The following is a 26,527-nucleotide window of genomic DNA, read 5'->3' as shown; positions in this document are numbered from 1 at the left end:
TCATAAATTGAACCTTGAAAAATCCAATTTGAGTTTAAGTTAGATTAGCCCTTGCAAGCTCTATAAGGCTATTAATTTATTGCCCATTTATCTATTTCTTGTAAAGTACGAGTTTATTTTTAGCGTGAAGAAATTGATGATCAGTCTCATAGAAAAAGCCCCTTACATTCCCTATCCCCTAGCTCTTTATGAAAAGTTAGAGCAACCACACACCTTGCTTTTTGAAAGCGCTGAGATTGAGAGCAAAGCGCACACCAAATCCCTTTTAATGGCTAAGACTTGTTTGAAGCTCATTTGCAACCACAATATCGTAACTATCACTAGCCTAACACCTAATGGCGTGGCGTTTTTGCACAAATTGAGTGCGTTTTTTAAAACGCCTATACAAGACAATGCCCTAATCTTAACCTACACCAAAAATAAAAAAACGCAAGATGAGTTTTTAAAACTCTTTGAGCCTAGCCCTTTTGACGCTTTAAGGGGGCTTTTTAAAAGCGTTAAAACAAAACCCAAACACCCCTTTACGCTTTTAAGCGCGGGCGTTTTTTCTTTTGAAATGCTCAATTTTTTTGAAGACTTGCCCCACTTAAAAGCAAACGATAATACCGCAAATGACTTTATTTTTTATGTCGCGCAAAATTTGATCATCATAGATCATAAAGAAAAAAGCGCTGAAATCTTGGGGGCGTGTTTTGATGAACGCTTTAAAACAGAGATAGCTAAAGAATTACAAGACTTAAAAGAGTTGGCTAAAAGCATCAAAAGCGACTTTGTCCCTAAAAAATCCAAGCAAAGTAGAGAAGTTAGCGTTAGTTGCAGCGATAGCGAGTTTGAAAAAAGAGCGCTATCCTTACAAGAAGAAATCAAAAAAGGCGAGATTTTTCAAGCGGTGTTGTCGCGCAGCTTTTATATGGAGTGCTTGGAGGGTTTGAGTGCGTATTACCATTTAAAGCTCTCTAATCCTAGCCCCTATATGTTCTATATCAAAGACAGCGATTTTATTCTTTTTGGGGCAAGCCCTGAGAGCGCCTTAAAATACAACGCTTTAACCAACACGGCTGAAATTTATCCCATTGCTGGCACCCGTTTAAGGGGTAAGGACAAACAGGGGAATATTGATTACGATTTAGATAGTAAAATGGAATTTGATTTGCAACACGACTATAAAGAAAGGGCTGAACACATCATGCTAGTGGATTTAGCCAGAAACGACATGGCCAGAGTTTCAAAAAAACGCTATTGCGATAAGCTTTTAAAAGTGGATAAGTATTCCAATGTCATGCATTTAGTCTCAAGAGTTGTTGGGGAATTGAAAAAAGGGTGCGATAGTTTGCATGCTTACAGGAGCTTTATGAACGCCGGCACGCTTAGCGGGGCGCCTAAAATCTCTGCGATCAGGCTCATTTACCAATTAGAAAACCAAAGGAGAGGCTCTTATGGGGGGAGTGTGGGGTATTTAAATAGCGAGGGTTCTATGGATTCTTGCATCACCATCCGTTCATGTTTTGTTAAAAACAATAGAGCGGTGATCCAAGCAGGAGCCGGTATCGTGTTAGACAGCGTGCCGCAAAACGAAGCGAATGAAACAAGAGCCAAAGCGCAAGCCCTTATTGATGCGATCAGGAAAACAAGCTTATGAAAATCTTTTTTATAGATAATTTTGATTCTTTCTCTTATAACTTGGTGTATGAATTAGAGTGTTTGGGTTATGAAGTGGCTGTTTATCAAAACGATATTGATCCGAGTTATCTTATGGGTTTAATGAATGAAGAATCAAAAACCCCTTTATTGTTCATTTCACCAGGACCTGGTAATCCTAGCAGTTCAGGCAATCTTTTAAAAATCATTGAAATGGCTAAAAAGAAATTCCCCATTTTAGGGGTTTGCTTAGGCTTACAGGCTTTAGCGCAAAGCTATGGGGCTAAAATCATAAGGAGTAAAGAAATCGTGCATGGCAAAGCGACGACTATTGTGCTCAAAAAGCATGCCGTTTTTAAAGGTTTAGGGGAAAGCATGGTGGTGGGGCGTTACCATTCTTTAATGGCAAGCGGGTTGCCTAAAAATTTAGAAGTGATCGCTGAGCATGACAATATCCCTATGGCTATTGTCAATGAAGAAGATAGAATCCTAGCCTATCAATTCCACCCTGAAAGCATCATGACTTTACAAGGGAGGGCGTTGTTAGAGCAAAGCGTGGGGTTTTTAAGAGGGTTATCATGAAAGATATTTTAAACACCCTTTATCATCAAAAAGACTTGAACGATGAAGAAGTTAAAAAGTTATTCACCCTCATTATCCACGAAAAAGTAAGCCCAGCGCAATTTGGGGCCATTTTATGCGCTTTAAAAATCAAGGGCGAGAGCTTTAAGGAGATTAGCGTTGCTGCAACCATGCTTTTAGAGCATGCCCCTAAGCCTTTTAACAGCGGCTTGGATTTAATAGACAATTGCGGCACAGGAGGCGATGGGTTAAAAACGATTAACATCAGCACGATTGCTGCGCTCATTGCCAGCTCTATGGGGTTATCTATGGCCAAACACGGATCAAGGAGCGTGTCCAGCCATAGCGGGAGCGCGGATTTGTTGGAAAATTTGGGCGTGAATATTGAAATGAACCCCACGCAATTAGAAAATTGTTTCAAACAAACGCATTTTGGGTTTTTATTCGCACCCTTATACCATCAAAGTTTTAAAAAATCCGCCCCTTTAAGAAAAGAGCTTTTCACTAAAACGATTTTTAATTGCTTAGGGCCTTTAATCAACCCCTTAAGGCCAAAAATCCAGCTTTTAGGCGTGTATGACAAATCTTTGTGCAAGACTATGGCACTAGCGTTAAAGGCTTTGGGCGTTAAAAGGGCGATGGTGGTTAATGGAGGGGGGACGGATGAAATCGTGTTGCATGACATTACGCATGCGTGTGAATTGAAAAATAATGAAATTTTAGAGTATGACTTGAGCGCTAAAGATTTTGATTTACCCCCCTATGATTTGAAAGAATTACAGATTGGAAACGCCAAAGAAAGCGCTCAAGCGTGTTTAGATATTTTAGAAAATAAAGGAAAGGATTCGCACACGATGGTGGTTGTGGCGAATGTGGCGAGTTTGTTGTATTTAAGCCATAAAGCTAAAGATTTAAAAGAGGGCGTGGGCATGACTTTAGAGCATTTAAAAACCAAAGCGCCTTATGCGCATTTGCAAAAAATCATAAGGCTAAGCCATGCCTAGCGTGTTAGAAAACATCCTTAAAGACAAGCTCCTAGAAGTTTCTGCACTCAAAAAAAATCACACCTTGCCCGCAAACATAACCCCAAGCGATAGGGATTTTAAAAAAGCGTTATTGGAAAAAAGGACAAGCTTTATTTTAGAATGTAAAAAAGCATCGCCCTCTAGAGGTTTAATCAGAAAAGATTTTGATCTGTTAAAAATAACCAAGACTTATGAAAAATTTGCCTCTTGCATTTCAGTTTTAGCTGATTCTAAATATTTTTTAGGCTCTTATGAAAACATTAAGATCGTTTCGCAGCATTCCACCAAGCCTATTTTGTGTAAAGATTTTATCATTGACGCTTTTCAGATCAAACTCGCTAGAATGATGGGAGCTAATGCGGTGCTTTTAATGTTAAGTGCGTTAGATGATAAAAATTATTTAGAGCTTTTCAACCTCGCCAAATCCTTAAACATGAGCGTGTTAACTGAAGTTTCCAACCAGCAAGAAATTGAGCGCTTGCTCAAACTCCAATACGACATTATAGGCATCAATAACAGGGATTTGCACACCCTGACAACCGACATTAACAACACGCTCAAATTGCACTCTCTCTTGCCTAAAGACGCGCTCGTGGTGAGCGAGTCCGGCATTCATTCGCATGTACAAATCAAAGCCCTAGCCCCTTATGTGAATGGCTTTTTAGTGGGCAGCTCTTTAATGAAAGAAAAGGATTTGAAAAAAGCATGCATTAAATTGATTTTAGGCGAAAATAAAGTGTGCGGGCTTACAAGGATTAAAGACGCTAAAGCCGTTTATAAAAACCATTTCATTTATGGGGGTTTGATTTTTGAAAAATCTTCGCCCCGATACATCAAGCCTAAAGAAGCCCTAAAGATTACAAAAGCGGTTAAAAAATTGGATTTTGTGGGCGTGTTTGTGAAAGATAGCATTAAAAAAATTCAAAAAATCGCTAGAAAGCTTGATTTAAAAGCGGTGCAGCTTTATGGCTATTCGCAAAAAGAAATCGCTCAATTGAAAAAAGCGCTCCCTAAAACTTGCGTGATTTGGCAAGTAGTGAATGCGATGGACGCTAACGATTTAGTGCCTAAAATTAAAGAAGCTTCTCTAATCTTATACGACACTAAGGGGGATAAAATGGGAGGCAATGGCGTGAGTTTTGATTGGGGTATTTTAGAAAATGTCAAAACGCCTTTCATGTTAGCTGGTGGGCTTAATTTGGATAATATTCAAAAAGCCTTGAAAGTTAAAGCGTTGGGTTTGGATTTCAATTCCGGTTTGGAAATAAGCCCCGGGATTAAAAATAAGGATAAAATCAAGCGATTAGCCCGAATTTTAAGAGAGTATTAAATGAATCAAAAAGCGTATTTTGGGGAGTTTGGAGGGAGTTTTGTTTCAGAATTGTTAGTGCCTGCATTAAGAGAGTTAGAACAGGCGTTTGATGCGTGTTTGAAAGATGAAAAATTCCAAAAAGAATATTTTCGTCTTTTAAAAGATTTTGTGGGCCGTCCTAGCCCTTTAACCTTGTGTCAAAATATCGTTTCTAACCCTAAAGTCAAGCTTTATCTAAAACGAGAGGATTTAATCCATGGCGGGGCGCACAAGACCAATCAAGCTTTAGGGCAGGCTCTTTTAGCGAAAAAAATGGGTAAAACAAGAATTATTGCTGAAACAGGCGCTGGGCAGCATGGCGTGGCGACGGCTATCGCTTGCGCGTTGTTGGGTTTAAAATGCGTGATTTTTATGGGATCTAAAGACATCAAGCGCCAGGAAATGAATGTTTTTAGAATGCGTTTATTAGGCGCTGAAGTGAGAGAGGTTAATTCAGGGAGCGCGACGCTTAAAGACGCTGTGAATGAAGCCTTAAGGGATTGGGCGAGCAGTTACAAGGACACGCATTATTTGCTAGGCACAGCCGCCGGGCCACACCCTTACCCCACAATGGTTAAAACCTTTCAAAAAATGATAGGCGATGAGGTTAAAAGCCAGATTTTAGAAAAAGAAAACCGCTTGCCTGATTATGTTATCGCATGCGTTGGAGGGGGGTCTAACGCTATAGGGATATTCAGCGCGTTTTTAAACGACAAAGAGGTTAAACTCATAGGCGTAGAGCCGGCGGGTTTAGGGCTAGAAACCAATAAGCATGGGGCGACTTTGAATAAGGGGCGTGTGGGGATTTTGCATGGGAATAAAACCTATCTTTTACAAGATGATGAAGGCCAGATTATAGAAAGCCATAGCATTAGTGCTGGGCTTGATTATCCAGGAGTGGGGCCAGAACACAGCTATTTAAAAGAGAGTGGGCGTGCGTTTTATGAAAGCGCAAGCGATGCTGAAGCGCTAGAAGCCTTTAGTTTGTTGTGCCAAAAAGAAGGCATTATCCCAGCGCTAGAAAGCTCTCACGCTTTAGCGTATGCTTTAAAACTCGCTCAAAAATGCGAAGAAGAAAGCATCATCATAGTGAATTTAAGCGGTCGGGGGGATAAGGATTTAAGCACCGTTTATAACGCTTTAAAAGGAGGTTTAAAATGAGGTATCAAAACATGTTTGAAACCTTAAAAAAACAAGACAAAATGGCGTTTATCCCGTTTGTAACCTTGGGCGATCCCAATTATGAATGGAGTTTTGAAATCATTAAAACCCTAATTGATAGCGGGGTGAACGCTTTAGAATTGGGCTTTGCTTTCTCAGATCCGGTAGCGGATGGCGTTATTATACAAGCGAGCCATTTAAGGGCGTTAAAACACGCTAGCATGGCTAAAAATTTCCAGCTTTTAAGGGCGCTCAGAGATTACAATCCCCACATTCCCATAGGGCTTTTAGCGTATGCGAATCTCATTTTTTCTTATGGCGTGGACAATTTTTACGCCCAAATCAAAGAATGCGGCGTGGATAGCGTTTTAATAGCGGATATGCCCCTGATAGAAAAAGAATTAGTCATCAAATCCGCTCAAAAACACCAAATCAAACAAATCTTTATCGCCAGCCCTAATGCGAGTGATAAAGATTTAGAACAAGCCGCTATGCATTCGCAAGGCTATATCTACACTTTAGCCAGGAGTGGGGTTACAGGGATAAGCCATGCTCTAGAGAACAATGCAAGCGCGATCATCAAAACCTTAAAAGCCTTTAGCCCTACCCCAGCCTTACTGGGCTTTGGCATTTCTCAAAAAGAACACATCAAAAACGCTAAAGGCATGGGCGCTGATGGCGTGATTTGCGGCTCAGCGTTAGTTAAAATCATAGAAGAAAATTTGAACAATGAAAACGCCATGCTAGAAAGAATTAAAGGGTTTATAGGAGAAATGATTTTTTAAGGCTTTTAGGCTTTGTTGCATGCACCTTATTATGGCGTTAGTGCAGAAAATACCGCCATAAGCCTAACAATAATATAAAAGTAACCTTGTAGTGTGGTTGATAGCGGCTTAAAATCGCAGGTATTTTGATAATAAAAAAGGCTGATTTTCATATACTAGGCCATAAGCGACTATGGTCTTTTTAGGGTGTTAGAAACCCCTTTTACTTTACCTAGTTTTAAAGGGGAGCAAATCTCGCTTTTTAGCCTGGATTTTAAAGCCCAATTCACTTCCAAAAACCTCAAATACCCCTTAAAAAACTTGCGTTTAAAAACCCTTTTTTCTGGCTCGCTCAATGAAGCTACAGATAGTTTTTTAGCCTTAGCTCTACACCTAAATCGGTGGTGTTGGTGTATCAAAAGTTTTTATGAGCGGATTTTATTAGGCAAATTTTTGTCTGTATATTGCACCAGGTTAAGGAGCATTTGAGAGAGTTAGGTATAGAGAGATCGATTTAGTCTCACTTTGCGTGGCAAAGGTGGTCGTAGTTTGCGTTTTCATTATGCATTGTGTGGCGGACACAATGATAGGAGTTCATAATTTTTTAACAAAACCACTACAAAGCGAACAAATCAACCCACTACCCACATCGGCTAAAATCCAAAGCAGTTTAGCATAAAAAATAACCAATATCTGGCATGTCTAAAAAACAATCCATCTAACTCAATCTCCAGCAGTTGAATTTCTTAAAATCATCAAACCAATTGGAAATCTCAATAAAAATGCAAGAAATACCGCTCAATTAAAAGGTGGGATAAAAGCCAGTGCGAGTTTTGAGTTTATTTTGATTTTTTAAACAATTACACAAATTCTGACCATATTTTTTCACACAAAAAGCTTCCACTTTTGAAGCAAGTTCTGTGAACAATTCTTTACCAAATTCCATTTTTTTCTCCAAATTTAAAAATTAAAATTGGGGTTTTAGTTACTTTATTTTTGCCGTTTTGAGGTTATCGCTTAACTAAGCTCTTTTATATTTTGATTACAGAAAACGCTTTTAGCATTTTTTAAATTTTATAATTAACGCTCAATAAAACAAAATCAAAGCTTTTAAGCGCTTCTTTTAAAAAGATAAAATCAAAGCGATATTACCAACCAAGACTAAATCTTGGCTAGCAGCCCGTCAAATTTCATACAAATTCAATGGTGGCTAGAGTGGAAGCGTCCCCTCTTCTAAAAGTGGTGCGTTGGATCCTGGTGTATCCGCCATTCCTTTGCGCGTATTTGGGCGCGATTTCAGTTACAAGCTTGTGGGTGGCTTCTTTGTTTTGCAAATACGCAAAAACATGGCGGTGTGCGTTAAAATCGCCCACACGAGCCGCTGTCGTTAATTTCTCAATGTAACTGCGCAATTCCTTAGCTTTATAAATCCCTGTTTCAATTTTGTTATGCTCAATCAAAGCGATCGCTAAATTCTTTAATAACGCCTTTCTGTGCGAGCTGGTTCTCCCAAGCTTGCGGTATCCGTGTTTGTGTCTCATCAGTCGTTACCTCCTTTATCTTCTAATTTTTCTAATCTTTTCTTTAAGCTTTCTCTTTGTTCAGGGCTTAATTCTGTGCCTACCGGATAGCCCAAATCATTCAATTTTTCAGCGATTTCATCATAGGATTTTTTACCCATGTTTTTCACGCCCTTAAGCTCTTCTTCGCTCATCAACACGAGTTCGCCCACATACTTGATGCCGATTTTATCCAAGCAATTAAAACACCTAGCGCTCAAATTCATGCTTTCAATCTTAGCGCTCAAATCTTTAGCGTCATCTCTTTGAGCGTAATCGCCTGAATACTCCGTGTTAGCAATGGGTCTTTCGCCAAAAACGCCCAGTTGCTTGCTCATCACTTTCACCGCTGACAAAAACGCTTTATAAGGGTCAATCTGCCCGTCTGTTTCAATATCAAAAATGATTTTTTCATAGTTGGGATCGCCCTCAACCAAAACGTTTTCAATCTCATAAACGACCTTTTTAATCGGCGTGAAAGAGCCGTCTAGTGGCATGTAGCCCTCAGGCATTAATTCCCTTGTGTTTTCGCTTGGGACATACCCCATTCCTTTATAGATAATGAGCGAAAAATTCAATTGAGCGTCTTCGTTGATTGTGGCTAGAGGCATTTCAGGATTGACGATTTCTATATGCTCAGAATTCAAATCCCTAGCCCTAAGCTCCATAGGCCCTTTAAAAGAATAATCCACCACAACCGATTGGTTTTCTAAAGAGCTATCCTGCCCCACTAACGCCTTAGCTATAAAACGGATATTCTTTAAATTCATGATAAAAAGCGACACATCTTCAGTAACCCCCCTTAGTGAGTCAAACTCATGATGGACGCCTTCAATCTTTAAACCTATAGGAGCATACCCCACAGAGCTTAAAAGCAAAAGCCTTCTAATAGGATGAGCGAGCGTAACAGCGTAACCAAACTCAAATGGAGCCAGAGAAATCTTAACCCGATTGCCCTCTTTCTCTAGCACCTTAATTTCTGATGGGATCAAAGGTGCTGTTTTGATAACTTTCATGCTCTAACCCCTTACTTAGAATACAATTCTACAATGAGTCTTTCTTCAATAGGGACAACCACTTCTTCTCTTTCAGGGTAGCGGGTGAAGATGCCGTATTTTTTATCTTTTTCCACATCAATCCATGGCACAATCCCTGTTTGAGCTGTCAATTCCATCGCGCGCACCACTTGAGAGTTGCTCTTGGTTTTTTCTTTGATCTCAATTTTTTGCCCTGAACGCACGAAATAAGAGGGAATATCCAAACGCTTACCATCCACAAGCACATGCCCATGCGTTACCAATTGCCTAGCAGAGCTTCTAGTGGTCGCAAACCCCATGCGATAGACAACATTGTCCAATCTTCTTTCAATCAAGCGGATAAGGTTTTCACCCGTATTGCCGTCCAAGCGATTGGCTTCCACAAAAATACTCCTGAATTGCTTTTCAGAAATGCCATACATCATTTTAGCTTTTTGCTTTTCTTTCAGCTGCAACCCGTAATCAGAAGTCTTAGCGCGTCTTTGCCCATGCTGGCCTGGCCCATAAGCCCTTTTATCTAGCGCGCTCTTCCCACTCAATCGCCTTTCACCTTTTAAGGCTAAAGAAACCCCAAAACGCCTTTCTAGTCTTTCTACTGCGCCTCTATATCTTGCCATAAAGCCTCCTTACACTCTTCTTCTTTTAGGGGGTCTGCAACCATTATGAGGGAGTGGGGTGATGTCTTTAATCCAAAGCACTTTAACGCCCTCTGTCGCGCCCACGCTCTTAATGGCGGTCTCACGCCCACTACCTGGCCCTTGAACCTTAATGCCCACTTCTTTAACGCCATGTTCTTTAGCCTTGCTTAGAGCGCTTTCTACAGCTTGTTGGGCCGCATAAGGGGTGGATTTTTTAGAGCCTTTAAACCCTAAACCGCCCGCCGTGCTCCAGCAAATCACATTGCCCATTTCATCAGTGATAGTGATGTTGGTATTATTAAAGGTCGCTGAAATATAAACAACCCCTCTAGCAATATTCTTTTTGACTACTTTCTTTTTAGCCACTACATTTCTCTTAGCCATTAAATCATCATCTCCTTATTTGCTACTTGCTACCCACGGTTTTTTTCTTACCCTTACGAGTCCTAGCGTTATTTTTAGTGGTTTGGCCTCTCACAGGAAGACCCTTACGGTGCCTGATCCCACGATAATTCCCCAAGTCCATTAAAGATTTAATATCCATTTGAACTTTTTTACGCAAATCGCCCTCTACTAAGTAGCTTTGTTGGATTTTTTTAGCGATGCTAGACACTTCATCTTCGCTCAATTCATGCACGCGCTTGTCAAAAGAAATGCCTACCGCTTCTAAAATCTCTCTAGAACTCTTAAGCCCAATCCCATAGATATAGGTAAGGGCATACTCTACTCTCTTCTTTTTTGGTAAATCTACACCAGCAATCCTTGCCATGCTTTATCCTTGTCTTTGTTTGTGTTTAGGGGTAGCGCAGATCACTCTAATAACGCCCCTTCTTTTAATGATTTTGCACTTATCGCACATCTTTTTCACTGATGGCCTGACTTTCATGATTTTTCTCCTTTGAAAAAATTAGGCACTACTAAAAACTTTTATACTAACATATTTTCATTGAAATAACCCTTAAATTCATTTATATCTAAAAGTTATCCGACCCTTGTCTAAACTATAGGGCGTAAGCTCTAGCTTGACCCTATCGCCTAAAGCAATCCTAATATAGTGCATGCGCATCTTTCCAGAAATACGGCACAACACCACATGCTTATTGTCTAATTCCACCTTAAAAGTGGCGTTAGGCAACGCCTCAATCACTTTCCCATCCACTTCTATAACATCATCTCTTGCCATTAACGCTCCGTAAGAATCACTGCTTTATTGCCAACTATGGCGATAGTATGCTCATGGTGGCTTGTGTTAAGCCCATCCACTGAAACCACGCTCCACTTATCCGCTAGTATTTTAGGCTCGCCTTGTTTTTGACACACCATAGGCTCTAAGCAAAATACCATGCCCTCTTTGATTTTAGGGCCGCTATTAGCCTTGACGCCTTTTTCTAGGTAGTTGGGGATTTCTGGCTCTTCATGGGGTTTTTTACCAATGCCATGCCCACAAAATCCTTTCAAAGGCACAAAGCCCCTTTCTGTAATAGCGCTCTCTAAAATCTGACTCAACTCTTTAAAATGCATGCCCACTCTAATGGAATTAATGGCATGCATCAAGCTCTCTTTAGAGCAAGCGAGCAATTTTTCATCTTGCGGGCTTATCGCGCCTATGGGAAGCGTGAGGGCCGAATCGCCATAATAGCCATCCACCTCCACCCCCAAATCCAAGCCTATAATATCCCCTTCTTGTAAAACATAATCCGTAGGAATGCCATGAATAACCACCTCATTTAAGGACATGCACACCGAGTTAGGGAAACCATAAAGCCCCTTAAAAGCAGGCCTGGCATGAGAGAATTTGATAAAATCTTCAGCCATTTTATCCAGCTCTAAAAGTGAAACCCCAGGCCTTACTTCTCGCTCTAAAAGGGCTAACGCTTGAGCGGTTAATTCCCCAGCTTTTCTTAACGCTTTGATTTCTTTTGGGCTTTTAATAGAGATTGCCATTAAAAGCCTACCGCGCTTAAAGTTTTATACTTGCTCATATAAATTTGCGCTTCAATCTTTTTCATGGTGTCAATAGCGACTTGAACCACAATCAGCACCGCTGTGCCTCCAAAGTAAAAAGGCACGCCCATAGCCTTAACCAAAATCCAAGGCACGGTAGAAATGAGCGCTAAATACAACGAACCCCACAAAGTGAGCTTACTCGCTACAGAATTTAAAAACGATGAAGTCCCCTCTCCAGGCCTAAGCCCTGGAATATACCCGCCATTACGCCTCAAATTATCCGCAATATCCTTAGAATTGAACACGATAGAAGAATAAAAGTAAGCAAAAAAGATGATGAGTAAGAACATCAAAATATTATACGCATACCCTTGCGGGCTTAAAAAATCTGCAATCGCTTGCAAGGTTTTGTTGCTTGTGGCTTGCTGCAAAATCGTAGAAGGGAACACGAGTAAAGCTGAAGCGAAAATAGGGGGGATCACCCCGCTTAAGTTCAACTTAATAGGAATGTAATTCATGATGCGCTTGTTTTGGTTTTGCATCACCACTTTACGCGCATAAGAAATAGGGATCCTGCGCTCAGCTAATTCCACATAGATAATCGCAAAAATCGTCGCTAAAACAATCAGCACAATACCAATGAGCATTAAAATATTGATCACGCCCGTATTGACCAAATTGAATGTGCCTGAAATAGCTGATGGGATCCCTGAAACAATCCCGGCAAAAATAATAAGGCTAATCCCATTCCCCACGCCCCTTTGCGTGATTTGCTCCCCTATCCACATGAGCAGCATCGTCCCTGTAAGCATAGAAAACGCTGAAACGATCATAAAGACTTGCATATCAATCATGATCGCTCCATTGGCTCCTCCGCTAATGCTCCTTAAGCCCACTGATACGCTCACCGCTTGGATTAGGGTGATTAAAATGGTTAAATAGCGCACGATTTGCATGTATTTTTGCATGCCGTCTCGCTCTTTTTTCATTTTAGCCAGGTTGGGGAAAGTCGCGCTCAAAAGCTCCATGATAATGGAAGAAGTGATATAGGGCATGATACCCAAAGAGATGATGCTCAAGCGAGAAACCGCATTCCCGCTAAACATGTTAAACAACCCCAAAGCGTTGTTGGAGTTGCTGTCAAAAAAAGCCTTGATCGCTGCTAAATCTACGCCAGGAATGGGGATATAAGCTAAGACTCTGTAGAGAAATAAAAAACCCAAAGTGATGAGTATCTTACTAGCAATGGCTTTATTCATAACCTATTCCTCTTAAATCAAGCTGATAGGGGCATTATTTCTGCCCGCTTGTTTTGATTCTCTCATCTTTAATTTTAGAAGCCAAGTTTTTAGCGTCTTTACCGATCAATTTCACGCCTTCAATATAAAGGGGGAAATGGTGCAAAGCGCGCAAGCTTGAAAAAGTGATTTCTTCTAAATTTTTAATCGCTTCATTCTTTTCCACATTGATAGAATAGATATGAGAGTCTTTAGTCCTAAAACCTATTTTAGGCAAACGGCGTTGTAAGGGTTGTTGCCCTCCTTCAAAGCCTCTTTTAGCCTTATAGCCTGTCCTTGCGGTTTGGCCTTTACCACCCCTTGTGGCAGTCTTTCCCATCCCACTTCCTTGACCACGGCCCACTCGTTTGATTTTCTTAACGCTACCTTTAGCCGGCTTTAAATTTTCTAATCCCATTATCATATCTCCTTTTTAACTACGCCTTGATTTTCGCTAAAGCGTCAAAAGTCGCGCGCACCACATTATAGGGGTTGTTGGAGCCTAAAGATTTGGTGAGAATATCCTTAATGCCTGCTAATTCCACGATAGGGCGCGTTGAACCCCCAGCAATCACTCCCGTTCCCTCACTTGCCGGTTTGAGTAAAATACGGCTTGCGTTGTATTTATGCTCAATATCATGAGCGATAGTCGTGCCTTTAATGGTTACATGAATTAGGTTTTTAAACGCATCATCTACCGCTTTTTTAATCGCATCAGGGACTTCCTTAGCCTTGCCCAAACCAAAGCCTACAAGCCCATTTTTATTGCCCACAACCACTAAAGCGTTAAAACGAAACCGCCTACCGCCCTTAACCACTTTGGTTACACGGCCAATATTCACAACGACTTCTTGAAACTCTTCTCTGTTAATCTCTTCCATACCTTTCCTTTCTGTCATAGAGCGATCCCGTTCTCTCTCAAGCTTTCAGCAAACGCTGCCACCACGCCATGATAGAGATAACCATTCCTATCATAAACCGCTCGCTCAATCCCTGCTTTTTTCAATTCTTCAGCAAAGAGAGCGCCTAATTTTTTAGCGTCTTCTTGAGTGTTTTTAAAGCCCATTTTCCTGCCGTCAATATGCGTTATGGTGCTTTGTTTAACATCATCAATCGCTTGCGCATAGAAATAGCGATTCGAACGAAAAACGCTCACCCTAGGTCTTAACGCATCGCCCAAGAGTTTGCTTTTAATCCTTAATTTTCGGCGATCCCTTAAGGCTTTCTTTTTATACAATGCTTTCGCGTTCATCACTCCACCTTATTTATTTTTTAGCTGTTTTACCAGCTTTTCTAATAATGACTTCATTGCTGTATTTCACGCCCTTGCCCTTGTATGGCTCTGGGGGTCTGAAGCTCCTGATTTCAGCGGCGACTTGCCCTACTTTTTGCTTATCGCTCCCTTTGATCGTGATAGTGTTTTTTTCCACCACCATTTCAATCCCTGCTGGAATGGGGTATTTCACCGGGTGGCTAAAACCCAAACTCAAATCCAAAGTTTTATTGCCCAAAGCCACCTTATAGCCCACGCCATTGACTTCTAAAGTCTTGCTGAAACCGGTGCTTAAGCCTGTTACAATGTTGTTGGCTAACGCCCCATAAGTCCCCCAATAAGCCCTAGACTGCGCGTCTTCGCCCACAGGCTGGAAGCTCAATTGGTTGTTTTCAAGCGTGATTTTCACTCGGTTGTGAGTTTCTAACTCATGCTTTTCTTTGCTGTTTTTAAAAAGAAGCTTGCTCCCTTCAACGCTCGCTTGCACAGAGCTTGGAATTTCAATGATTCTTTTCCCAATTCTTGACATTTCTAATCCTTTACCAAATGCTGCAAAGCACTTCGCCACCGACATTTTGTCTGTAAGCTTCTTCGTTGGTAATCACGCCCTTAGAAGTGCTTACCACAATCACGCCATAGCCATTTTTAAAGCGCTTCAACTCGTTTTTTTGCTTATACACACGACGACCGGGCTTGCTTAAGCGCTTCACTTCGCTGATTTTTGAATGCCCTTTTTCATCATAAGCCAATTGCACATAAACCGATTGTTTCTTGTCTTTATCTTTGACATTGAAATCTTTAATGAAACCCTTTTCTTTAAAAATCTCTAAAATAGAAACCACGATCTTTGCGTAATAAAGCTGTGTGAATTCTAAGCGGCGCATAGAAGCGTTTCTCAAACGAGTTAATGAATCTGCAATTATATCATTTACCATATCTTATCCTTACCAACTGGCTTTTCTCAAGCCTGGGATGAGTCCCTCACTGCCCATTTTTCTTAGGCACACCCTACAAAGTCCAAAATCCCTATAAACCGAATGAGGTCTCCCACAAATGCGGCATCTGGTATAAGCCCTTACTTGAAATTTTGGTTTCCTTTGAGCCTTTGCTATCATTGATTTTTTAGCCATATTAACCCCTTATCTCACTTTTGCAAAAGGCAATCCAAGCAATTCTAACAACTTGAACGCTTCTTTATCGTTGTCCGTAGAAGTTACCATAGTGATGTTCATGCCATGACTGACCATAATATCATCATAAACCACTTCCGGGAAAATCAACTGCTCATTGATCCCAAAGGTGTAATTCCCACGCCCATCAAAACCATTTCGTGAAATCCCTCTAAAGTCTTTCACTCTGGGTAAAGAAATCACAATCAGCTTTTCTAAGAAATTATACATGCGTTTATTCCTTAAGGTAACTTTCGCCCCTACCGCCATGCCTTCTCTGATCTTAAAGCCTGCAACGGATTTTTTCGCTTTAGTGATAACCGCTTTTTGCCCTGCAATCAAAGAAATCGTTTGCGCGATATTTTGCATGATTTTCATGTCTTTTGCATAAGCCCCAGCGCCCACGCTGATAACGATTTTTTCTAGCTTGGGTAAAAGCATGGGGTTTTTGATGTCTAATTCTTGAGCGAGTTTTGTTCTCACTTCATTTTGATAAAATTGTTTCAAACCAAACATGTATCCAACTCCTTAGGCTTTCTTCACATTGGAAATGTGCATGGGCTTTTCTTTATGGATAAAGCCCCCTTTAGGGTTATCATCAGTAGGTTTAATCGCTTTTTTCACCACTTTACACCCTTCAACAACCACTTGAGAAGTCTTAGGCAACACCGCTAAAACCTTAGCAACCTTACCCTTATCGTCTCCTGCAATGACTTTCACCATGTCATTTTTTTTGATTTCGCTTTTCATTATACAACCTCCGGCGCTAGAGAAATAATTTTCATGAAATTAGCGTAACGCACTTCTCGGCTCACTGGCCCAAAAATCCTTGTGCCAACCGGATCTTTTTTAGCGTCCAAGATCACTGCTGCATTGTCATCAAAACGCACCAAAGAACCATTTTTCCTTTGGATTTCTTTTTTCGTTCTCACCACAACGGCTTTGACGACTTGACCGCGCTTCACCTTACCATTAGGGATAGCTTTTTTCACGGAAGCCACGATCACGCTACCCACGCTCGCATAGCGTTTGTGGCTGCCTCCTAACACCTTAATACACATGATTTCTTTAGCACCGCTATTGTCAGCGACATTCAATCTCGTAAAACTCTGTATCATGCTTATACTCCCACTACTAAAATTTCTTTAAGCGTGAAAGACTTGGTTTTAGAAAGCGGTCTGCACTCAATCGCGCTCACAAAATCCCCTACTTTCACCTGATTGTTTTCATCATGAATGGTGTATTTTTTGAACTTTTTAACAATCTTGCGGTATTTTTCATGCACCACTTTTCTTTCCACAAGAATCACAGCGCTTTTTTCAGCAAACTTGCTGATAACCTTGCCTTGCACCAGCCTTTTATGCGGCTCTTTCGTATTCATTGCTTACCCTTTTTTACTCAACGCTAGAAGAATAATGCGCATTAATGGCCGTGTTAATGCGAGCGATATTTCTTCTGGCTTTCTTAATCTCGTTAGGATTACTCAATTGCATAGCCTTTAACTTAACGCGCAACTCAAAAAGCTCCGCTTTCTTAGCATGCAACAACTCTTCTAATTCCTTGATACTCTTATCTTTCAATTCAGTATATTTCATTTTCGCTCTCACAAGTTACAATTTTGGTTTTAAAAGGAAGTTTGCTCTGAGCTAACGCTAAAGCTTCTCTCGCTAATCCTTCTTCAATGCCTAGCATTTCATAAACGATTCTGCCCGGCTTGATATTCATCACCCATTTTTCCACAGAGCCTTTACCTTTACCCATCCTGGTTTCTAAAGGCTTAGCGGTCAAAGGCTTATCGGGAAACACTCTAATCCACACCTTACCCGCTCTTTTAATGTGCCTTGTCATAGCCACCCTTGCGGATTCAATCTGGCGTGAATCAATCCTCCCATGCTCTATGGCTTTAATCGCAATATCCCCAAACGCAATGGAGTTACCACGATGGGCTTTCCCACGATTGCGCCCTTTCATTTGCTTTCTGTATTTTGTTCTTTTTGGCATTAACATGATTATTGCCTCCCTCTTCTGCTTCTTCTAGGCTCTCTTTCTTCTTTAGCCTCTTCTTTTTTCTCAAATTGGATGCCTTTTTGCAAAACTTCCCCTTTGAAAATCCACACTTTCACGCCAATAATACCATATACCGTCATCGCTTCAGCAAAGCCATAATCAATTTTAGCCCTTAAGGTGTGTAAAGGCACGCGCCCTTCCATATACCATTCGGTGCGAGCGATTTCAGCCCCCGCCAAACGGCCAGAAACGCGCACCTTGATCCCTTTAGCGCCGGATTTTAACGCCGCTTGCATGACCTTTTTCATCGCGCGACGGAAAGCGATCCTTTTTTCTAGCTGGGTGGCTACATTTTCTGCGGCTAATTGGGCGTCAGCTTGGGGGCGTTTGACTTCTTTAATATTAATGGAGACTTCTTTTTTGATGAGCACTTTTAGGCCTTCTTTGACTTTTTCAATATCCACGCCTTTTTTACCAATGATAAGCCCTGGGCGAGCCGCTACGACCGTAACGCGCAGTTTTTTAGCCGCTCTTTCAATCACAATCTCGCTCACGCCAGCGTAATAAAGCTCTTTTTTAAGGAATTTCCTAATCTTATTGTCTTCATCAATATTGCTTGGAGCGGTGCGAGCGCTAGGGAACCATCTGGAAGTCCAATTCCTATTAATACCTAATCTTAAACCTACCGGATTAACTTTTTGTCCCATGCCCTACTTACCTTCTGCTTGATTTTTTTTATGGCTTTTAGAAGATTTCATTTCTTTCCCTTCTGCTACTTCTACGAATACATGAGATGTTGGCTTTCTAATGGCTGTGGCTCTGCCTTTAGCCCTTGGAATGGAGCGCCTAAGCACAGGGCCAGCATCCACTCTGCAAGAAACAATCAGAGCGCTCTTGGCGTCTAATGAGCCGTTAGCGACCGCAGAAGCCACCACTTTTGAAAGCACTCTGGCCGCTTTATTGGGCGTAAATTCCAAACTAGCGATCGCTAATTCAGCGTTCATGCCTTGAATCTGTCTTGCAATCAATCTGGCTTTAGTAGGAGATAACCGCACAAATCTTAATAACGCTTTACTCATTCTACCCCCTTACTTGCCAATCTTTTTTTGGACACTGCCTTTGTGCCCTTTAAAAGTTCTTGTAGGAGCGAATTCCCCTAACTTATAACCCACATGGTTTTCTGTGATATACACAGGGACAAAAACCCTTCCGTTATGCACATTATAAGTAAAACCAATCATTTCAGGCAAAATGGTGCTTCTTCTAGACCATGTTTTAATCGGGCGGTTATCCTTACCCTCTTTTGCCTTGAGCGTTTTTTTCATCAAGTGGTCGTCTATAAAAGGACCCTTTTTAATTGACCTAGACATTCTTTAACCTTTATTTATGTTTCTTTCTGGAAATGATGAGCTTGTCGCTAGCTTTTTTCTTTCTCGTTTTATAGCCCTTAGCTGGAGTGCCCCAAGGCGATACAGGATGACCGCTTGTCCCTGTTTTACCCTCACCCCCACCATGCGGGTGATCCACTGGGTTCATAGCGCTACCACGAGTTTGTGGGCGAATGCCTCTGTGGCGGTTACGCCCTGCCTTACCGATAGAGACATTGATAAAATCCTCATTCCCTACCACGCCAACACTCGCCATGCATTCGCTTAGAATGTAGCGCATTTCAGAGCTTGGCATTCTAATAATGGTGTATTTATTTTCTCTACCCATGATTTGAGCGCTCATCCCCGCGCTTCTGGCTAATTGCCCGCCAGCCCCTGGATGCATTTCAATATTATGCACCACCGTTCCTATAGGGATATTTTTTAACTTCATCGCAAAGCCCACTTTAATATCCAAACCGCCTTCAGCAGCGATAACGCTATCGCCTACTTTCAAACCGCTTGGCTGTAAGATATAGCGTTTGTCCCCATCAGGATAGACTACAAGAGCGATGCGCGCGTTTCTGTAAGGATCATACTCAATCGCAGCCACTTTCCCTTCAACATTGTATTTGTTGCGCTTGAAATCAATAATGCGATAGAGTTTTTTAGCCCCTCTCTCTTTGTGGCGGCTGGTGATGCGCCCATTATTGTTTCTCCCTGCTGTTGCTTTAAGCTTAGTGAGTAAGCCTTTGACACTGCTTTTTGCGGTAATGTCTTTAGAGTCCAACACCGACATGAAGCGTCTGCTTGGGGTGTAAGGCTTATAAGTTTTAATCGCCATAACGCTTTCTCCTTTCTTAAGCGCCAAGGGCGGCAATGCTAGCGCCCTCTGGAACTTTCACATAAAATTTCTTAAACGACTTTCTTTGTCCAAGCTTCCCTCTAAAGCGTTTCACCTTACCCTCTTGTTTCAAAGAATTGATTTTCAAAGGCTCAAAGCCAAAGTAAGTTTTAAACACTTCTTTGAGCTGATTTTTGGTTACATTTTGAGCCGTTTGGACCACTAAAACGCCTTTTTCTTGCAATCCTAATGACTTTTCAGTGTAAAGAATTGACTTTATATCCATGATGTCTGCCATTTTTTACTCCTCTGTCTTATCTTGCACCACATGCTGAAACGCTGCTTCTTCCATCACCACAGAGCTAAACGCCGCCAAAAGATAAGCGTTTAACTCGCTCACATCAACAATAAGGCATTTTTTAAGGTTACTAAAGGCTAACTCGGTGTATTCGTCCATGTTTAAGCACACAAACAAAGTGTCTCGTTGCTCTAAAGCCTGGAACATTTGGTTGGCTTCTTTAGTCAAATGCTTTCTTTTATTGTCTTCAACCACGCCTTTTATAGCGATTTTTTCCACCACAAAAAGCTTGTTCGCTTGCGCTTTTTCTTCTAAAGCGTATTCTAAAGCCAAGCGTTTTTGTTTTTTGTTGATTTTAAGGTTGTAGTTGCGCTTATTCGTAGCCCCATGAGAGACACCCCCACCCACAAACACAGGCGAAGTGATGCTCCCTGCTCTGGCTCTTCCGCCCCCTTTTTGCGCCCAAGGCTTCCTACCGCCTCCGCTCACTTCAGCGCGGTTTTTACTTTTAGCGGTATTAGCGCGCGCAGAAGATAAATAATGTTTCACATAAAGATAGAGGTTATGGCTGTTAATGCCCTCATATCTTTTAGGTAACTCCACGCTACCCTTTTCTTTCAAATGGCTGTCTAAAACGATGGCCTTACTCATATCAAACCCTTTATATTATATTCAATGTATGGTTTTATACCGCTCTAATGCGTCCATAAGCCCCAGAAAAGCCGGCCACTGAACCCTTTAGCACTAACACCATACTTTCTTTATCAAAAGAGAGCACCTCGTTTTGGCAAGTAACTAGCTCATTGCCATAATGCCCTGCCATTTTCCTACCCTTTTGCACTCTTCCTGGCCATTCTCGGTTACCAATAGAACCAGGGCGACGATGGAAACGGCTCCCATGCGCTGCAGGCCCGCCTTGGAAATTCCAACGCTTCATCACCCCCGCAAAGCCTCTTCCCTTCGTTTTAAAGCTCGCTTTAACCCTTTTAAGCGTTTCTAAAGCACTCAAATCCAAATCGCCCAACTCTTTTTGTTGGGAAGCTTTTAAGGTAGCGAAATGGTTAAACTCTTTGCTGAGTTGGTATTTCTTTTGCTGGCCTTCAATCGCCTTATTGTGTTTTTTATGCATCGCATAGGCCACTAAAGCTTTCCCGTTTTCTAGCTGGCACACTTTCGCTTGCAAGACTTTAAGCAAGGTTACAGGCGTGCTGTTAGCGTCAATGGTGCGGCTCATGCCTATCTTTTGAACTAAAAATTCCATATCTAACCCTTATTTTATTATCTCAATGCGTTAGGACTACTTCGTTTCCATAGAGGTTACTTCTACATCCACTTCAGGAGCTAAATCCAACTTCATCAAGCTATCCACGGTTTCTGGGGTGGCCGAAATAATATCAATCAATCGGCTATAAACCCTAATCTCAAACTGCTCTCTTGAATCCTTATTGACGTGCGGGGAGCGCAAAACGGTGTAACGCTTATTCTTAGTCGGTAAAGGGATAGGCCCTCTAATTTCAGAACCTGAGCGCTTTACGGCTTCCACGATAGCCACAACAGAGCGATCCAACACTCTATGGTCATAAGCTTTGAGCTTCAACCTGATTTTTTCCATAAACTCTCCTAAAAGAACTCGTTTTATCCGTTACTAAAAACTAAAATAAAACAATAAAATAAAAACTGAAATACTACTCAAAATGCGCCATTTAGTCAATAACTTTTGCTATTTTTAGGGCTTTTTAGAGATTTTTACTTCCTTTTTATAAGGAAATAGAAAAAATGCGCTACGATTATCTTATTCAATCTCATTTGAAAGGAAGTTCATGCCCCTTTCTTGCTTGCACCCTTTTGGGCCTTTTGAAACCCCTAAAGAGCCGGCTTTAAACAACCCGCTTTTAAAGGCGCCTTCAAGCGATAAAATCTGTCTTTTAGGGCCGATGAAATCCGGTAAAACCACTTTCGCCCTCAAACTAGCAAAGGTTTTTAAAAACCCTGTGTATATCAATTACAATGACATGCGTTTGAACCAAAACATTCTAAGCTCATGGCTTTTAAAATGGCATTTGGAAAAGAAAATGGATTTGCTCATTTTAGATCGTATTGAGCGCTTGGATTTCAGCCTGCCAAAGCTTTCTAAAATCGTTCTTATCCCTAATTATTTAAGCCCCATAACAACGCCCAATTTTAGCTTGTGCTATGCGTTAGGGTTGAATTTTAAAGAATACACTAGCTTTTTCAAACCCAACACCCCTAAAAACACCCTGTTTAACCGCTTTTTAAGAGACGGCAACGCTTTAGATTCGCTTTTTATAGAAAACGAGCAAGAAAAAATCCTAAAAAAACAAGAAAATATTCAATTAATCTTTCAAGCTTACGCCCCCTTAATGGCTAAAATCTGCTCGTATCAATCTAAGTTTGTGAGCGCTTTTTATCTTTATACGCAACTCAAAAAAGAGCTTAAGATCTCTAAAGACACCCTTTATAAATTGTTACACGCGCTAGAAAAACAACGCATCCTTTTTTTAGCCCCTAGTTTTGAAAACCATAAAACCAAATTGTATCTGTGCGATTTTGCCTTGCCTTATAGCCTGACCCCTAGCCCCTCGCTTTTAAACGTTTTTGAAAACATGGTTTTTTTAGAGCTTTACAAGCAATTCCCAAACTACGAGCTTTACTCCCATGACAACGGGATTTTTATCTTGCATAAAAATTCTACCAACAAGCTCGCCCTCATCGCCCACGCTTTCCCCACGCCCCATTTTTTAGAAAAACAGCTTCTATGGTGCCATAAACATGGGTTTTTAAAAATTGCAGTCGTTTCTATCAACGCCCCTATTTTGGCAACCAATACCCCCTACAAACACCTTAATTTCATTGATTTTTCTTTGGATATTCAATCTATTTTGGTATAATAGTTATTATGTATTTATGTATTTATGTATTTATGTATTTATGTATTTATGTATTTATGTATTTATGTATTTATGTATTTATGTATTTATGTATTTATGTATTTATGTATTTAATATTATTACTAAAATTTTTAATTGATTATTTAATATTTTTTATTTTTTCTTAAGCTAACTCGCTATAAGCTATCCTAGTATTTCGCTTTTTTGAGAAATGCTACCTACCCTAAAAGCGTAGGATATTTTTTTATAGAAAGGAAGCTATAATGAACGCATTGAAAAAATTAAGTTTCTGCGCCTTGTTATCCCTAGGCCTCTTCGCTCAAACAGCGCATGCTAAGCATTTAAAGGGCACGATCAACTATCCTGATTGGCTTGAAATCAATCTTTTTGACAAAAAGAACCCGCCCAATCAATATGTCGGATCGGCTTCAATTTCTGGTAAAAGGAACGATTTTTACGCCAATTACATCCCCTATGATGACCAATTGCCCACTGAAACAAACGCTGAAAAAAATCGCTCTTTTAAGGGCCAAAATGAACGCTTACAGCACTTTAGAAAGCGTAATCATTACAAAAATGCACAATCGCATTGTTAAAGCGCTTCAAGTTAAAAATAATGTTATCAGCTATTTATTCGGGCTTGTTGATTTTTTAACGTCTAAATCCATTTTGGCTAAAAGGTTCGTGGATACCACCAATCATCGTGTGTATGTCATGGTGCAATTCCCTTTCATTCAGCCTGAAGACTTAATCGCTTACTTTAAAACCAAACGCATCGACCTTTCTTTAACGAGCGCTACCCATCTCAGCACCGTTTTAAATAAGGCGTTGTTCCACCTCTAAAGAGTTTGGGATTTAAGGTGCGGTTTTTAAGCGTGAAGCTATGCCGATGAAAAGGCGTAGCTCCTAGCTTAATGATCGCTTCTATATGTTGTTTAGTCCCATACCCGCAATTCTTATCCCAGCCGTATTCCTTAAATAAAGCGTGCAATCCTAACATTTCTCTGTCCTTAAAGGCTTTCGCTAAAACAGACGCCATAGCGATTTGAGCAATCTTTTCATCGCCCCTGATGATGGTTTGTATGTTGGGGTAGCGTTTGTTCAAGCCAAACGCCGTGTTGCCATCTATTTTTATTTCATTAGCTAAAGAGCAACTATTTTCTAAAATCTCTTGAATAGCGAGCTTCAAACACGCCCCTAAGCCCAAGCTATCAATTTCATTCGCGCTTTTTTTAACCACAAAAAATCCCACCTCACCATGCGATTTGATTTTATCTTCTAAGAAAAAGCGCTTTTTGGGGCTGAGCTTCTTGCTGTCTTTTAAACCCATTTTTAGAAATTCTAAGGCCGTTTTTTCATTACACACCACCCCAGCCACAAAAAGCGAACCGGCCAAACACCCCCTACCCGCTTCATCAATGCCTAAAATCATTTTTACGCAACCAAACCGGTATCAAAATTCCTACTCACACGCTCCATGCGTTATCCTGTTTTCTCTTAATTTCTTAATAAATTCTGTTAATTCTTTTTCAAAGTTTTTCACGCTTTTTCTGTCGCTTGGCGATGAGAGGATAGTCAAAGAATACGCCCCCATCAGTTAGCTTGGCATGCTTGCTTCCAGGTTCCAAATAAAGATTCAAATCTTTATTGCCATGCAATGCCTCTTTTAAAATCTTGCGAATCTCTTTGCTATGAGTGGCTTTTTCAGGATTCATCTCGCACGCCCACCCAAGGTTTTTAAGCCTTAGGCCCGATCATCTTTTCAGGCACCACGAATTTGTCAAAATCTTCAGTGCTCAAGAGTTTCAATTCCAGCGCGCTTTCTTTTAGAGAAATGCCTTTTTTGTGGGCGTTTTTAGCGATTTTAGCGGCGTTTTCATAGCCTACATGCGGGTTTAGGGCGGTTACTAGCATTAAAGAATGGTGCAAGTAATAATCAATTTTTTCTCTATTAGGCTCAATGCCGCTCGCGCAATGGGTATTAAAACTTTCCATGCTGTCGCTCAATAGCCTTAAACTTTGCAAGAAATTATAAATGATCACCGGTTTAAACACATTCAATTCAAAATTACCCTGACTGGCCGCAATACCAATAGCGGTATCATTCCCCATCACTTGCACGGCCACCATGGTCATCGCTTCGCATTGCGTGGGATTGACTTTACCGGGCATAATAGAACTGCCCGGCTCGTTTTCAGGGATATTAAGCTCGCCCAAACCACAGCGCGGCCCGCTCGCAAGCCATCTAATATCGTTAGCGATTTTCATTAAATTCGCCGCTAAAGCCTTAAAAGCCCCATGCGCATAAGCGATAGCGTCATGGCTAGTGAGCGCGTGGAATTTATTGGGCGCAGAAATGAATTTCACACCGCTAAACTGGCTCAATTCTTCAGCCACTTTTTGGCTCAATTCTTTATGAGCGTTTAGCCCTGTGCCTACGGCCGTCCCGCCTATGGCTAATTCTCTCAAATGCTCCAAACTCTCTAAAATTTGTTGTTTAGAATGCTCTAGCATGCTCGCATACCCGCTAAATTCTTGCCCCAAAGTTAAAGGCGTAGCGTCTTGTAAATGCGTGCGCCCGATTTTGACAATCTCTTTAAATTGTTGGCTTTTGTCTTTAAAGGTCTTTAACAGATTCTCCAAACTAGGGAGCAGTTTATGCGTGATTTCTAGCACGCTCACAATGTGCATTGCGGTAGGGAAAGTGTCGTTGGAGCTTTGAGACATGTTCACATCATCGTTAGGGTGGATGAGTTTTTTCTCCCTAAAATTACCCCCTAAAATTTCGGTAGCCTTATTGGCAATGACTTCATTGAGGTTCATGTTCGTTTGAGTCCCGCTCCCTGTTTGCCATATTGCTAGGGGAAACTCGCCGCACAGCTCGCCTTTTAAAATGCAATCGCACGCCTTGATAATGGCTTGGGATTTTTCTGGGCTTAATTTCCCTAACTTGTGATTGACTACCGCCAGACTCCTTTTGAGTTTGGCAAACGCACCAATGAGTTCTTTAGGCATTTTTTCAGTGCCGATCTTAAAGTTTTCAAGACTGCGTTGCGTTTGAGCCCCCCAGTATTGGCTATCATCTACTTGAATCTCGCCCATCGTGTCATGTTCAATTCTAAATTGCATACTAATCCTTTGAAATTTGATTTTAAAACCTTAAAAAAATAGCATAAACTCTTATACCTTCTACTTAAAAACCCTAATTTTTTAAACACTATTTCCACAATTTTTACACAAAAGAGGGTTACTATCCATTCGCAACAAGAATTTTCTTGTTATCTTAATGTAAAGGTCAAAACGATGAAGAAGTTAGCCGCTTTATTTTTAGTAAGCGTGTTGGGGGTTATGAGCTTAAACGCATGGGAGCAAACCCTAAAAGCCAACGACTTGGAAGTGAAAATCAAATCCGTGGGTAACCCCATTAAAGGCGACAACACTTTCGTGCTTAGCCCCACTTTAAAAGGTAAGGCTTTAGAAAAAGCTATCGTTAGGGTGCAGTTTATGATGCCTGAAATGCCTGGCATGCCAGCGATGAAAGAAATGGCGCAAGTGAGTGAAAAAAACGGCCTTTATGAAGCTAAAACCAACCTTTCTATGAACGGGACATGGCAGGTGAGGGTGGATATTAAATCTAAAGAGGGCGAGGTTTATCGCGCTAAAACAAGCCTGGATTTATAA

38 protein-coding genes and 4 pseudogenes are annotated in these 26,527 nt (G+C 41.0%); 10 read left to right on the top strand and 32 right to left on the bottom strand.

All coding sequences use genetic code 11. The annotated features are described in order from the left end of the window. Window positions 1-136: 136 nt before the first annotated feature. From trpE to DQL14_RS02595, 7 genes and pseudogenes are all read left to right on the top strand, one after another. Window positions 137-1,639, top strand: coding sequence for an anthranilate synthase component I (gene trpE / locus DQL14_RS02625; protein ID WP_108169973.1), 1,503 nt, complete (start codon window positions 137-139; stop codon window positions 1,637-1,639). Then, a complete protein-coding gene (locus DQL14_RS02620) occupies window positions 1,636-2,220 on the top strand; it encodes an aminodeoxychorismate/anthranilate synthase component II (protein ID WP_108169729.1) in 585 nt (194 codons plus the stop codon). Before trpE ends, DQL14_RS02620 begins: the two co-directional genes overlap by 4 nt. After that, a complete protein-coding gene (gene trpD, locus DQL14_RS02615; protein WP_108169728.1) occupies window positions 2,217-3,224 on the top strand; it encodes an anthranilate phosphoribosyltransferase in 1,008 nt (335 codons plus the stop codon). Before DQL14_RS02620 ends, trpD begins: the two co-directional genes overlap by 4 nt. Further along, window positions 3,217-4,575, top strand: coding sequence for a bifunctional indole-3-glycerol-phosphate synthase TrpC/phosphoribosylanthranilate isomerase TrpF (gene trpCF, locus DQL14_RS02610; protein ID WP_108169727.1), 1,359 nt, complete (start codon window positions 3,217-3,219; stop codon window positions 4,573-4,575). Before trpD ends, trpCF begins: the two co-directional genes overlap by 8 nt. Continuing rightward, window positions 4,576-5,757, top strand: a complete 1,182-nt coding sequence (gene trpB, locus DQL14_RS02605) for a tryptophan synthase subunit beta (protein WP_108169726.1) — start codon at window positions 4,576-4,578, stop codon at window positions 5,755-5,757. Continuing rightward, a complete protein-coding gene (gene trpA, locus DQL14_RS02600) occupies window positions 5,754-6,542 on the top strand; it encodes a tryptophan synthase subunit alpha (RefSeq protein ID WP_108169725.1) in 789 nt (262 codons plus the stop codon). The genes trpB and trpA overlap by 4 nt, the downstream gene beginning before the upstream one ends. 159 nt (window positions 6,543-6,701) lie before the next feature. Continuing rightward, window positions 6,702-6,952, top strand: a pseudogene (locus DQL14_RS02595) (thiamine diphosphokinase); the annotation flags it as partial. Between the two features lie 759 nt (window positions 6,953-7,711). Here the strand turns inward: DQL14_RS02595 and rplQ are convergent. From rplQ to rpsJ, 29 genes are all read right to left on the bottom strand, one after another. Then, window positions 7,712-8,062, bottom strand: coding sequence for a 50S ribosomal protein L17 (gene rplQ / locus DQL14_RS02590; RefSeq protein WP_001216119.1), 351 nt, complete (start codon window positions 8,060-8,062; stop codon window positions 7,712-7,714). Beyond that, window positions 8,062-9,096: a DNA-directed RNA polymerase subunit alpha gene (locus DQL14_RS02585; protein ID WP_000864484.1), complete on the bottom strand. Its 1,035-nt coding sequence runs from the start codon at window positions 9,094-9,096 to the stop codon at window positions 8,062-8,064. The genes rplQ and DQL14_RS02585 overlap by 1 nt, the downstream gene beginning before the upstream one ends. Window positions 9,097-9,107: 11 nt before the next feature. Continuing rightward, window positions 9,108-9,734, bottom strand: coding sequence for a 30S ribosomal protein S4 (gene rpsD, locus DQL14_RS02580; RefSeq protein ID WP_000135250.1), 627 nt, complete (start codon window positions 9,732-9,734; stop codon window positions 9,108-9,110). Between the two features lie 9 nt (window positions 9,735-9,743). Next, a complete protein-coding gene (gene rpsK, locus DQL14_RS02575; RefSeq protein ID WP_001129297.1) occupies window positions 9,744-10,139 on the bottom strand; it encodes a 30S ribosomal protein S11 in 396 nt (131 codons plus the stop codon). 22 nt (window positions 10,140-10,161) lie between these two features. Then, complete coding sequence (gene rpsM / locus DQL14_RS02570) at window positions 10,162-10,524, bottom strand: 30S ribosomal protein S13 (protein ID WP_000090809.1); 363 nt, start codon at window positions 10,522-10,524, stop codon at window positions 10,162-10,164. 3 nt (window positions 10,525-10,527) lie between these two features. Continuing rightward, window positions 10,528-10,641, bottom strand: a complete 114-nt coding sequence (gene rpmJ / locus DQL14_RS02565; RefSeq protein ID WP_000868339.1) for a 50S ribosomal protein L36 — start codon at window positions 10,639-10,641, stop codon at window positions 10,528-10,530. Between the two features lie 78 nt (window positions 10,642-10,719). Further along, a complete protein-coding gene (infA, locus tag DQL14_RS02560) occupies window positions 10,720-10,938 on the bottom strand; it encodes a translation initiation factor IF-1 (protein ID WP_000090248.1) in 219 nt (72 codons plus the stop codon). Next, window positions 10,938-11,699 (bottom strand): type I methionyl aminopeptidase, encoded by a 762-nt coding sequence (gene map, locus DQL14_RS02555; RefSeq protein ID WP_108169724.1) that lies wholly within the window; start codon window positions 11,697-11,699, stop codon window positions 10,938-10,940. Before map ends, infA begins: the two co-directional genes overlap by 1 nt. After that, window positions 11,699-12,961: a preprotein translocase subunit SecY gene (gene secY / locus DQL14_RS02550; protein WP_001030183.1), complete on the bottom strand. Its 1,263-nt coding sequence runs from the start codon at window positions 12,959-12,961 to the stop codon at window positions 11,699-11,701. The genes map and secY overlap by 1 nt, the downstream gene beginning before the upstream one ends. Before the next feature lie 34 nt (window positions 12,962-12,995). After that, complete coding sequence (gene rplO / locus DQL14_RS02545; RefSeq protein WP_000522167.1) at window positions 12,996-13,397, bottom strand: 50S ribosomal protein L15; 402 nt, start codon at window positions 13,395-13,397, stop codon at window positions 12,996-12,998. A 19-nt stretch (window positions 13,398-13,416) separates the two neighbouring features. Next, window positions 13,417-13,860 carry a 30S ribosomal protein S5 gene (gene rpsE, locus DQL14_RS02540; protein ID WP_001860543.1) on the bottom strand — a complete coding sequence of 148 codons (444 nt, stop codon included), beginning with the start codon at window positions 13,858-13,860 and terminating at the stop codon, window positions 13,417-13,419. A 14-nt stretch (window positions 13,861-13,874) separates the two neighbouring features. Then, complete coding sequence (gene rplR, locus DQL14_RS02535) at window positions 13,875-14,231, bottom strand: 50S ribosomal protein L18 (protein WP_000991853.1); 357 nt, start codon at window positions 14,229-14,231, stop codon at window positions 13,875-13,877. 13 nt (window positions 14,232-14,244) lie between these two features. After that, window positions 14,245-14,781 (bottom strand): 50S ribosomal protein L6, encoded by a 537-nt coding sequence (gene rplF / locus DQL14_RS02530; RefSeq protein WP_000086604.1) that lies wholly within the window; start codon window positions 14,779-14,781, stop codon window positions 14,245-14,247. 10 nt (window positions 14,782-14,791) lie between these two features. Continuing rightward, entirely contained in the window at window positions 14,792-15,187 is a 396-nt protein-coding gene (gene rpsH, locus DQL14_RS02525) for a 30S ribosomal protein S8 (RefSeq protein ID WP_000245805.1), read from the bottom strand. A 9-nt stretch (window positions 15,188-15,196) separates the two neighbouring features. After that, entirely contained in the window at window positions 15,197-15,382 is a 186-nt protein-coding gene (locus DQL14_RS02520; RefSeq protein ID WP_001085694.1) for a type Z 30S ribosomal protein S14, read from the bottom strand. Window positions 15,383-15,391: 9 nt separating this feature from the next. Further along, window positions 15,392-15,937 carry a 50S ribosomal protein L5 gene (gene rplE / locus DQL14_RS02515; protein WP_000467392.1) on the bottom strand — a complete coding sequence of 182 codons (546 nt, stop codon included), beginning with the start codon at window positions 15,935-15,937 and terminating at the stop codon, window positions 15,392-15,394. Between the two features lie 12 nt (window positions 15,938-15,949). Further along, window positions 15,950-16,171, bottom strand: a complete 222-nt coding sequence (rplX, locus tag DQL14_RS02510; RefSeq protein ID WP_000834238.1) for a 50S ribosomal protein L24 — start codon at window positions 16,169-16,171, stop codon at window positions 15,950-15,952. Further along, window positions 16,171-16,539, bottom strand: a complete 369-nt coding sequence (gene rplN, locus DQL14_RS02505) for a 50S ribosomal protein L14 (RefSeq protein WP_000616110.1) — start codon at window positions 16,537-16,539, stop codon at window positions 16,171-16,173. Before rplN ends, rplX begins: the two co-directional genes overlap by 1 nt. A 2-nt stretch (window positions 16,540-16,541) precedes the next feature. Then, a complete protein-coding gene (gene rpsQ / locus DQL14_RS02500; protein ID WP_001092746.1) occupies window positions 16,542-16,802 on the bottom strand; it encodes a 30S ribosomal protein S17 in 261 nt (86 codons plus the stop codon). A gap of 13 nt (window positions 16,803-16,815) precedes the next feature. Continuing rightward, window positions 16,816-17,016: a 50S ribosomal protein L29 gene (rpmC, locus tag DQL14_RS02495; RefSeq protein WP_000877884.1), complete on the bottom strand. Its 201-nt coding sequence runs from the start codon at window positions 17,014-17,016 to the stop codon at window positions 16,816-16,818. Then, window positions 17,003-17,428 (bottom strand): 50S ribosomal protein L16, encoded by a 426-nt coding sequence (gene rplP, locus DQL14_RS02490; RefSeq protein WP_000928961.1) that lies wholly within the window; start codon window positions 17,426-17,428, stop codon window positions 17,003-17,005. Before rplP ends, rpmC begins: the two co-directional genes overlap by 14 nt. 2 nt (window positions 17,429-17,430) lie before the next feature. Then, window positions 17,431-18,135 (bottom strand): 30S ribosomal protein S3, encoded by a 705-nt coding sequence (gene rpsC / locus DQL14_RS02485; protein ID WP_108169723.1) that lies wholly within the window; start codon window positions 18,133-18,135, stop codon window positions 17,431-17,433. Between the two features lie 3 nt (window positions 18,136-18,138). Continuing rightward, complete coding sequence (gene rplV, locus DQL14_RS02480; RefSeq protein WP_000030375.1) at window positions 18,139-18,507, bottom strand: 50S ribosomal protein L22; 369 nt, start codon at window positions 18,505-18,507, stop codon at window positions 18,139-18,141. 9 nt (window positions 18,508-18,516) lie between these two features. Beyond that, complete coding sequence (gene rpsS / locus DQL14_RS02475) at window positions 18,517-18,798, bottom strand: 30S ribosomal protein S19 (RefSeq protein WP_000091385.1); 282 nt, start codon at window positions 18,796-18,798, stop codon at window positions 18,517-18,519. A gap of 10 nt (window positions 18,799-18,808) precedes the next feature. Further along, entirely contained in the window at window positions 18,809-19,639 is an 831-nt protein-coding gene (gene rplB / locus DQL14_RS02470; protein WP_108169722.1) for a 50S ribosomal protein L2, read from the bottom strand. Between the two features lie 16 nt (window positions 19,640-19,655). After that, a complete protein-coding gene (locus tag DQL14_RS02465; protein WP_000763613.1) occupies window positions 19,656-19,937 on the bottom strand; it encodes a 50S ribosomal protein L23 in 282 nt (93 codons plus the stop codon). 3 nt (window positions 19,938-19,940) lie between these two features. Next, the gene (gene rplD, locus DQL14_RS02460) at window positions 19,941-20,588 is read right to left on the bottom strand and encodes a 50S ribosomal protein L4 (protein WP_000030135.1); all 648 of its coding nucleotides are present in this window, start codon (window positions 20,586-20,588) and stop codon (window positions 19,941-19,943) included. A gap of 34 nt (window positions 20,589-20,622) precedes the next feature. Further along, window positions 20,623-21,198 carry a 50S ribosomal protein L3 gene (gene rplC, locus DQL14_RS02455; protein ID WP_000395313.1) on the bottom strand — a complete coding sequence of 192 codons (576 nt, stop codon included), beginning with the start codon at window positions 21,196-21,198 and terminating at the stop codon, window positions 20,623-20,625. A 36-nt stretch (window positions 21,199-21,234) separates the two neighbouring features. Further along, entirely contained in the window at window positions 21,235-21,549 is a 315-nt protein-coding gene (rpsJ, locus tag DQL14_RS02450) for a 30S ribosomal protein S10 (RefSeq protein WP_000411561.1), read from the bottom strand. A 208-nt stretch (window positions 21,550-21,757) separates the two neighbouring features. Between rpsJ and DQL14_RS02445 the strand changes: the two genes are divergently transcribed. Next, entirely contained in the window at window positions 21,758-22,846 is a 1,089-nt protein-coding gene (locus DQL14_RS02445; protein WP_108169721.1) for an ATP-binding protein, read from the top strand. Between the two features lie 263 nt (window positions 22,847-23,109). Further along, window positions 23,110-23,689 (top strand): annotated as a pseudogene (locus tag DQL14_RS02440) (hypothetical protein). Here DQL14_RS02440 and DQL14_RS02435 read toward each other — a convergent pair. From DQL14_RS02435 to fumC, 3 genes and pseudogenes are all read right to left on the bottom strand, one after another. Next, window positions 23,663-24,278, bottom strand: a pseudogene (locus DQL14_RS02435) (ribonuclease HII). The pseudogenes DQL14_RS02440 and DQL14_RS02435 sit on opposite strands and share 27 nt — an antisense overlap. 30 nt (window positions 24,279-24,308) lie before the next feature. Beyond that, window positions 24,309-24,561 (bottom strand): annotated as a pseudogene (locus DQL14_RS02430) (hypothetical protein). Window positions 24,562-24,583: 22 nt separating this feature from the next. After that, the gene (gene fumC / locus DQL14_RS02425) at window positions 24,584-25,975 is read right to left on the bottom strand and encodes a class II fumarate hydratase (protein WP_108169720.1); all 1,392 of its coding nucleotides are present in this window, start codon (window positions 25,973-25,975) and stop codon (window positions 24,584-24,586) included. Between the two features lie 174 nt (window positions 25,976-26,149). Here fumC and crdA point away from each other — a divergent pair, with 174 nt between their 5' ends. After that, window positions 26,150-26,527 (top strand): copper resistance determinant CrdA, encoded by a 378-nt coding sequence (gene crdA, locus DQL14_RS02420; protein ID WP_108169719.1) that lies wholly within the window; start codon window positions 26,150-26,152, stop codon window positions 26,525-26,527.

The sequence above is a fragment of the Helicobacter pylori NCTC 11637 = CCUG 17874 = ATCC 43504 = JCM 12093 genome, assembly GCF_900478295.1.
Lineage (GTDB): Bacteria > Campylobacterota > Campylobacteria > Campylobacterales > Helicobacteraceae > Helicobacter > Helicobacter pylori.
The sequence above is the reverse complement of the archived record's forward strand: the minus strand, read 5'-3'. Positions and strand labels throughout refer to the sequence as shown.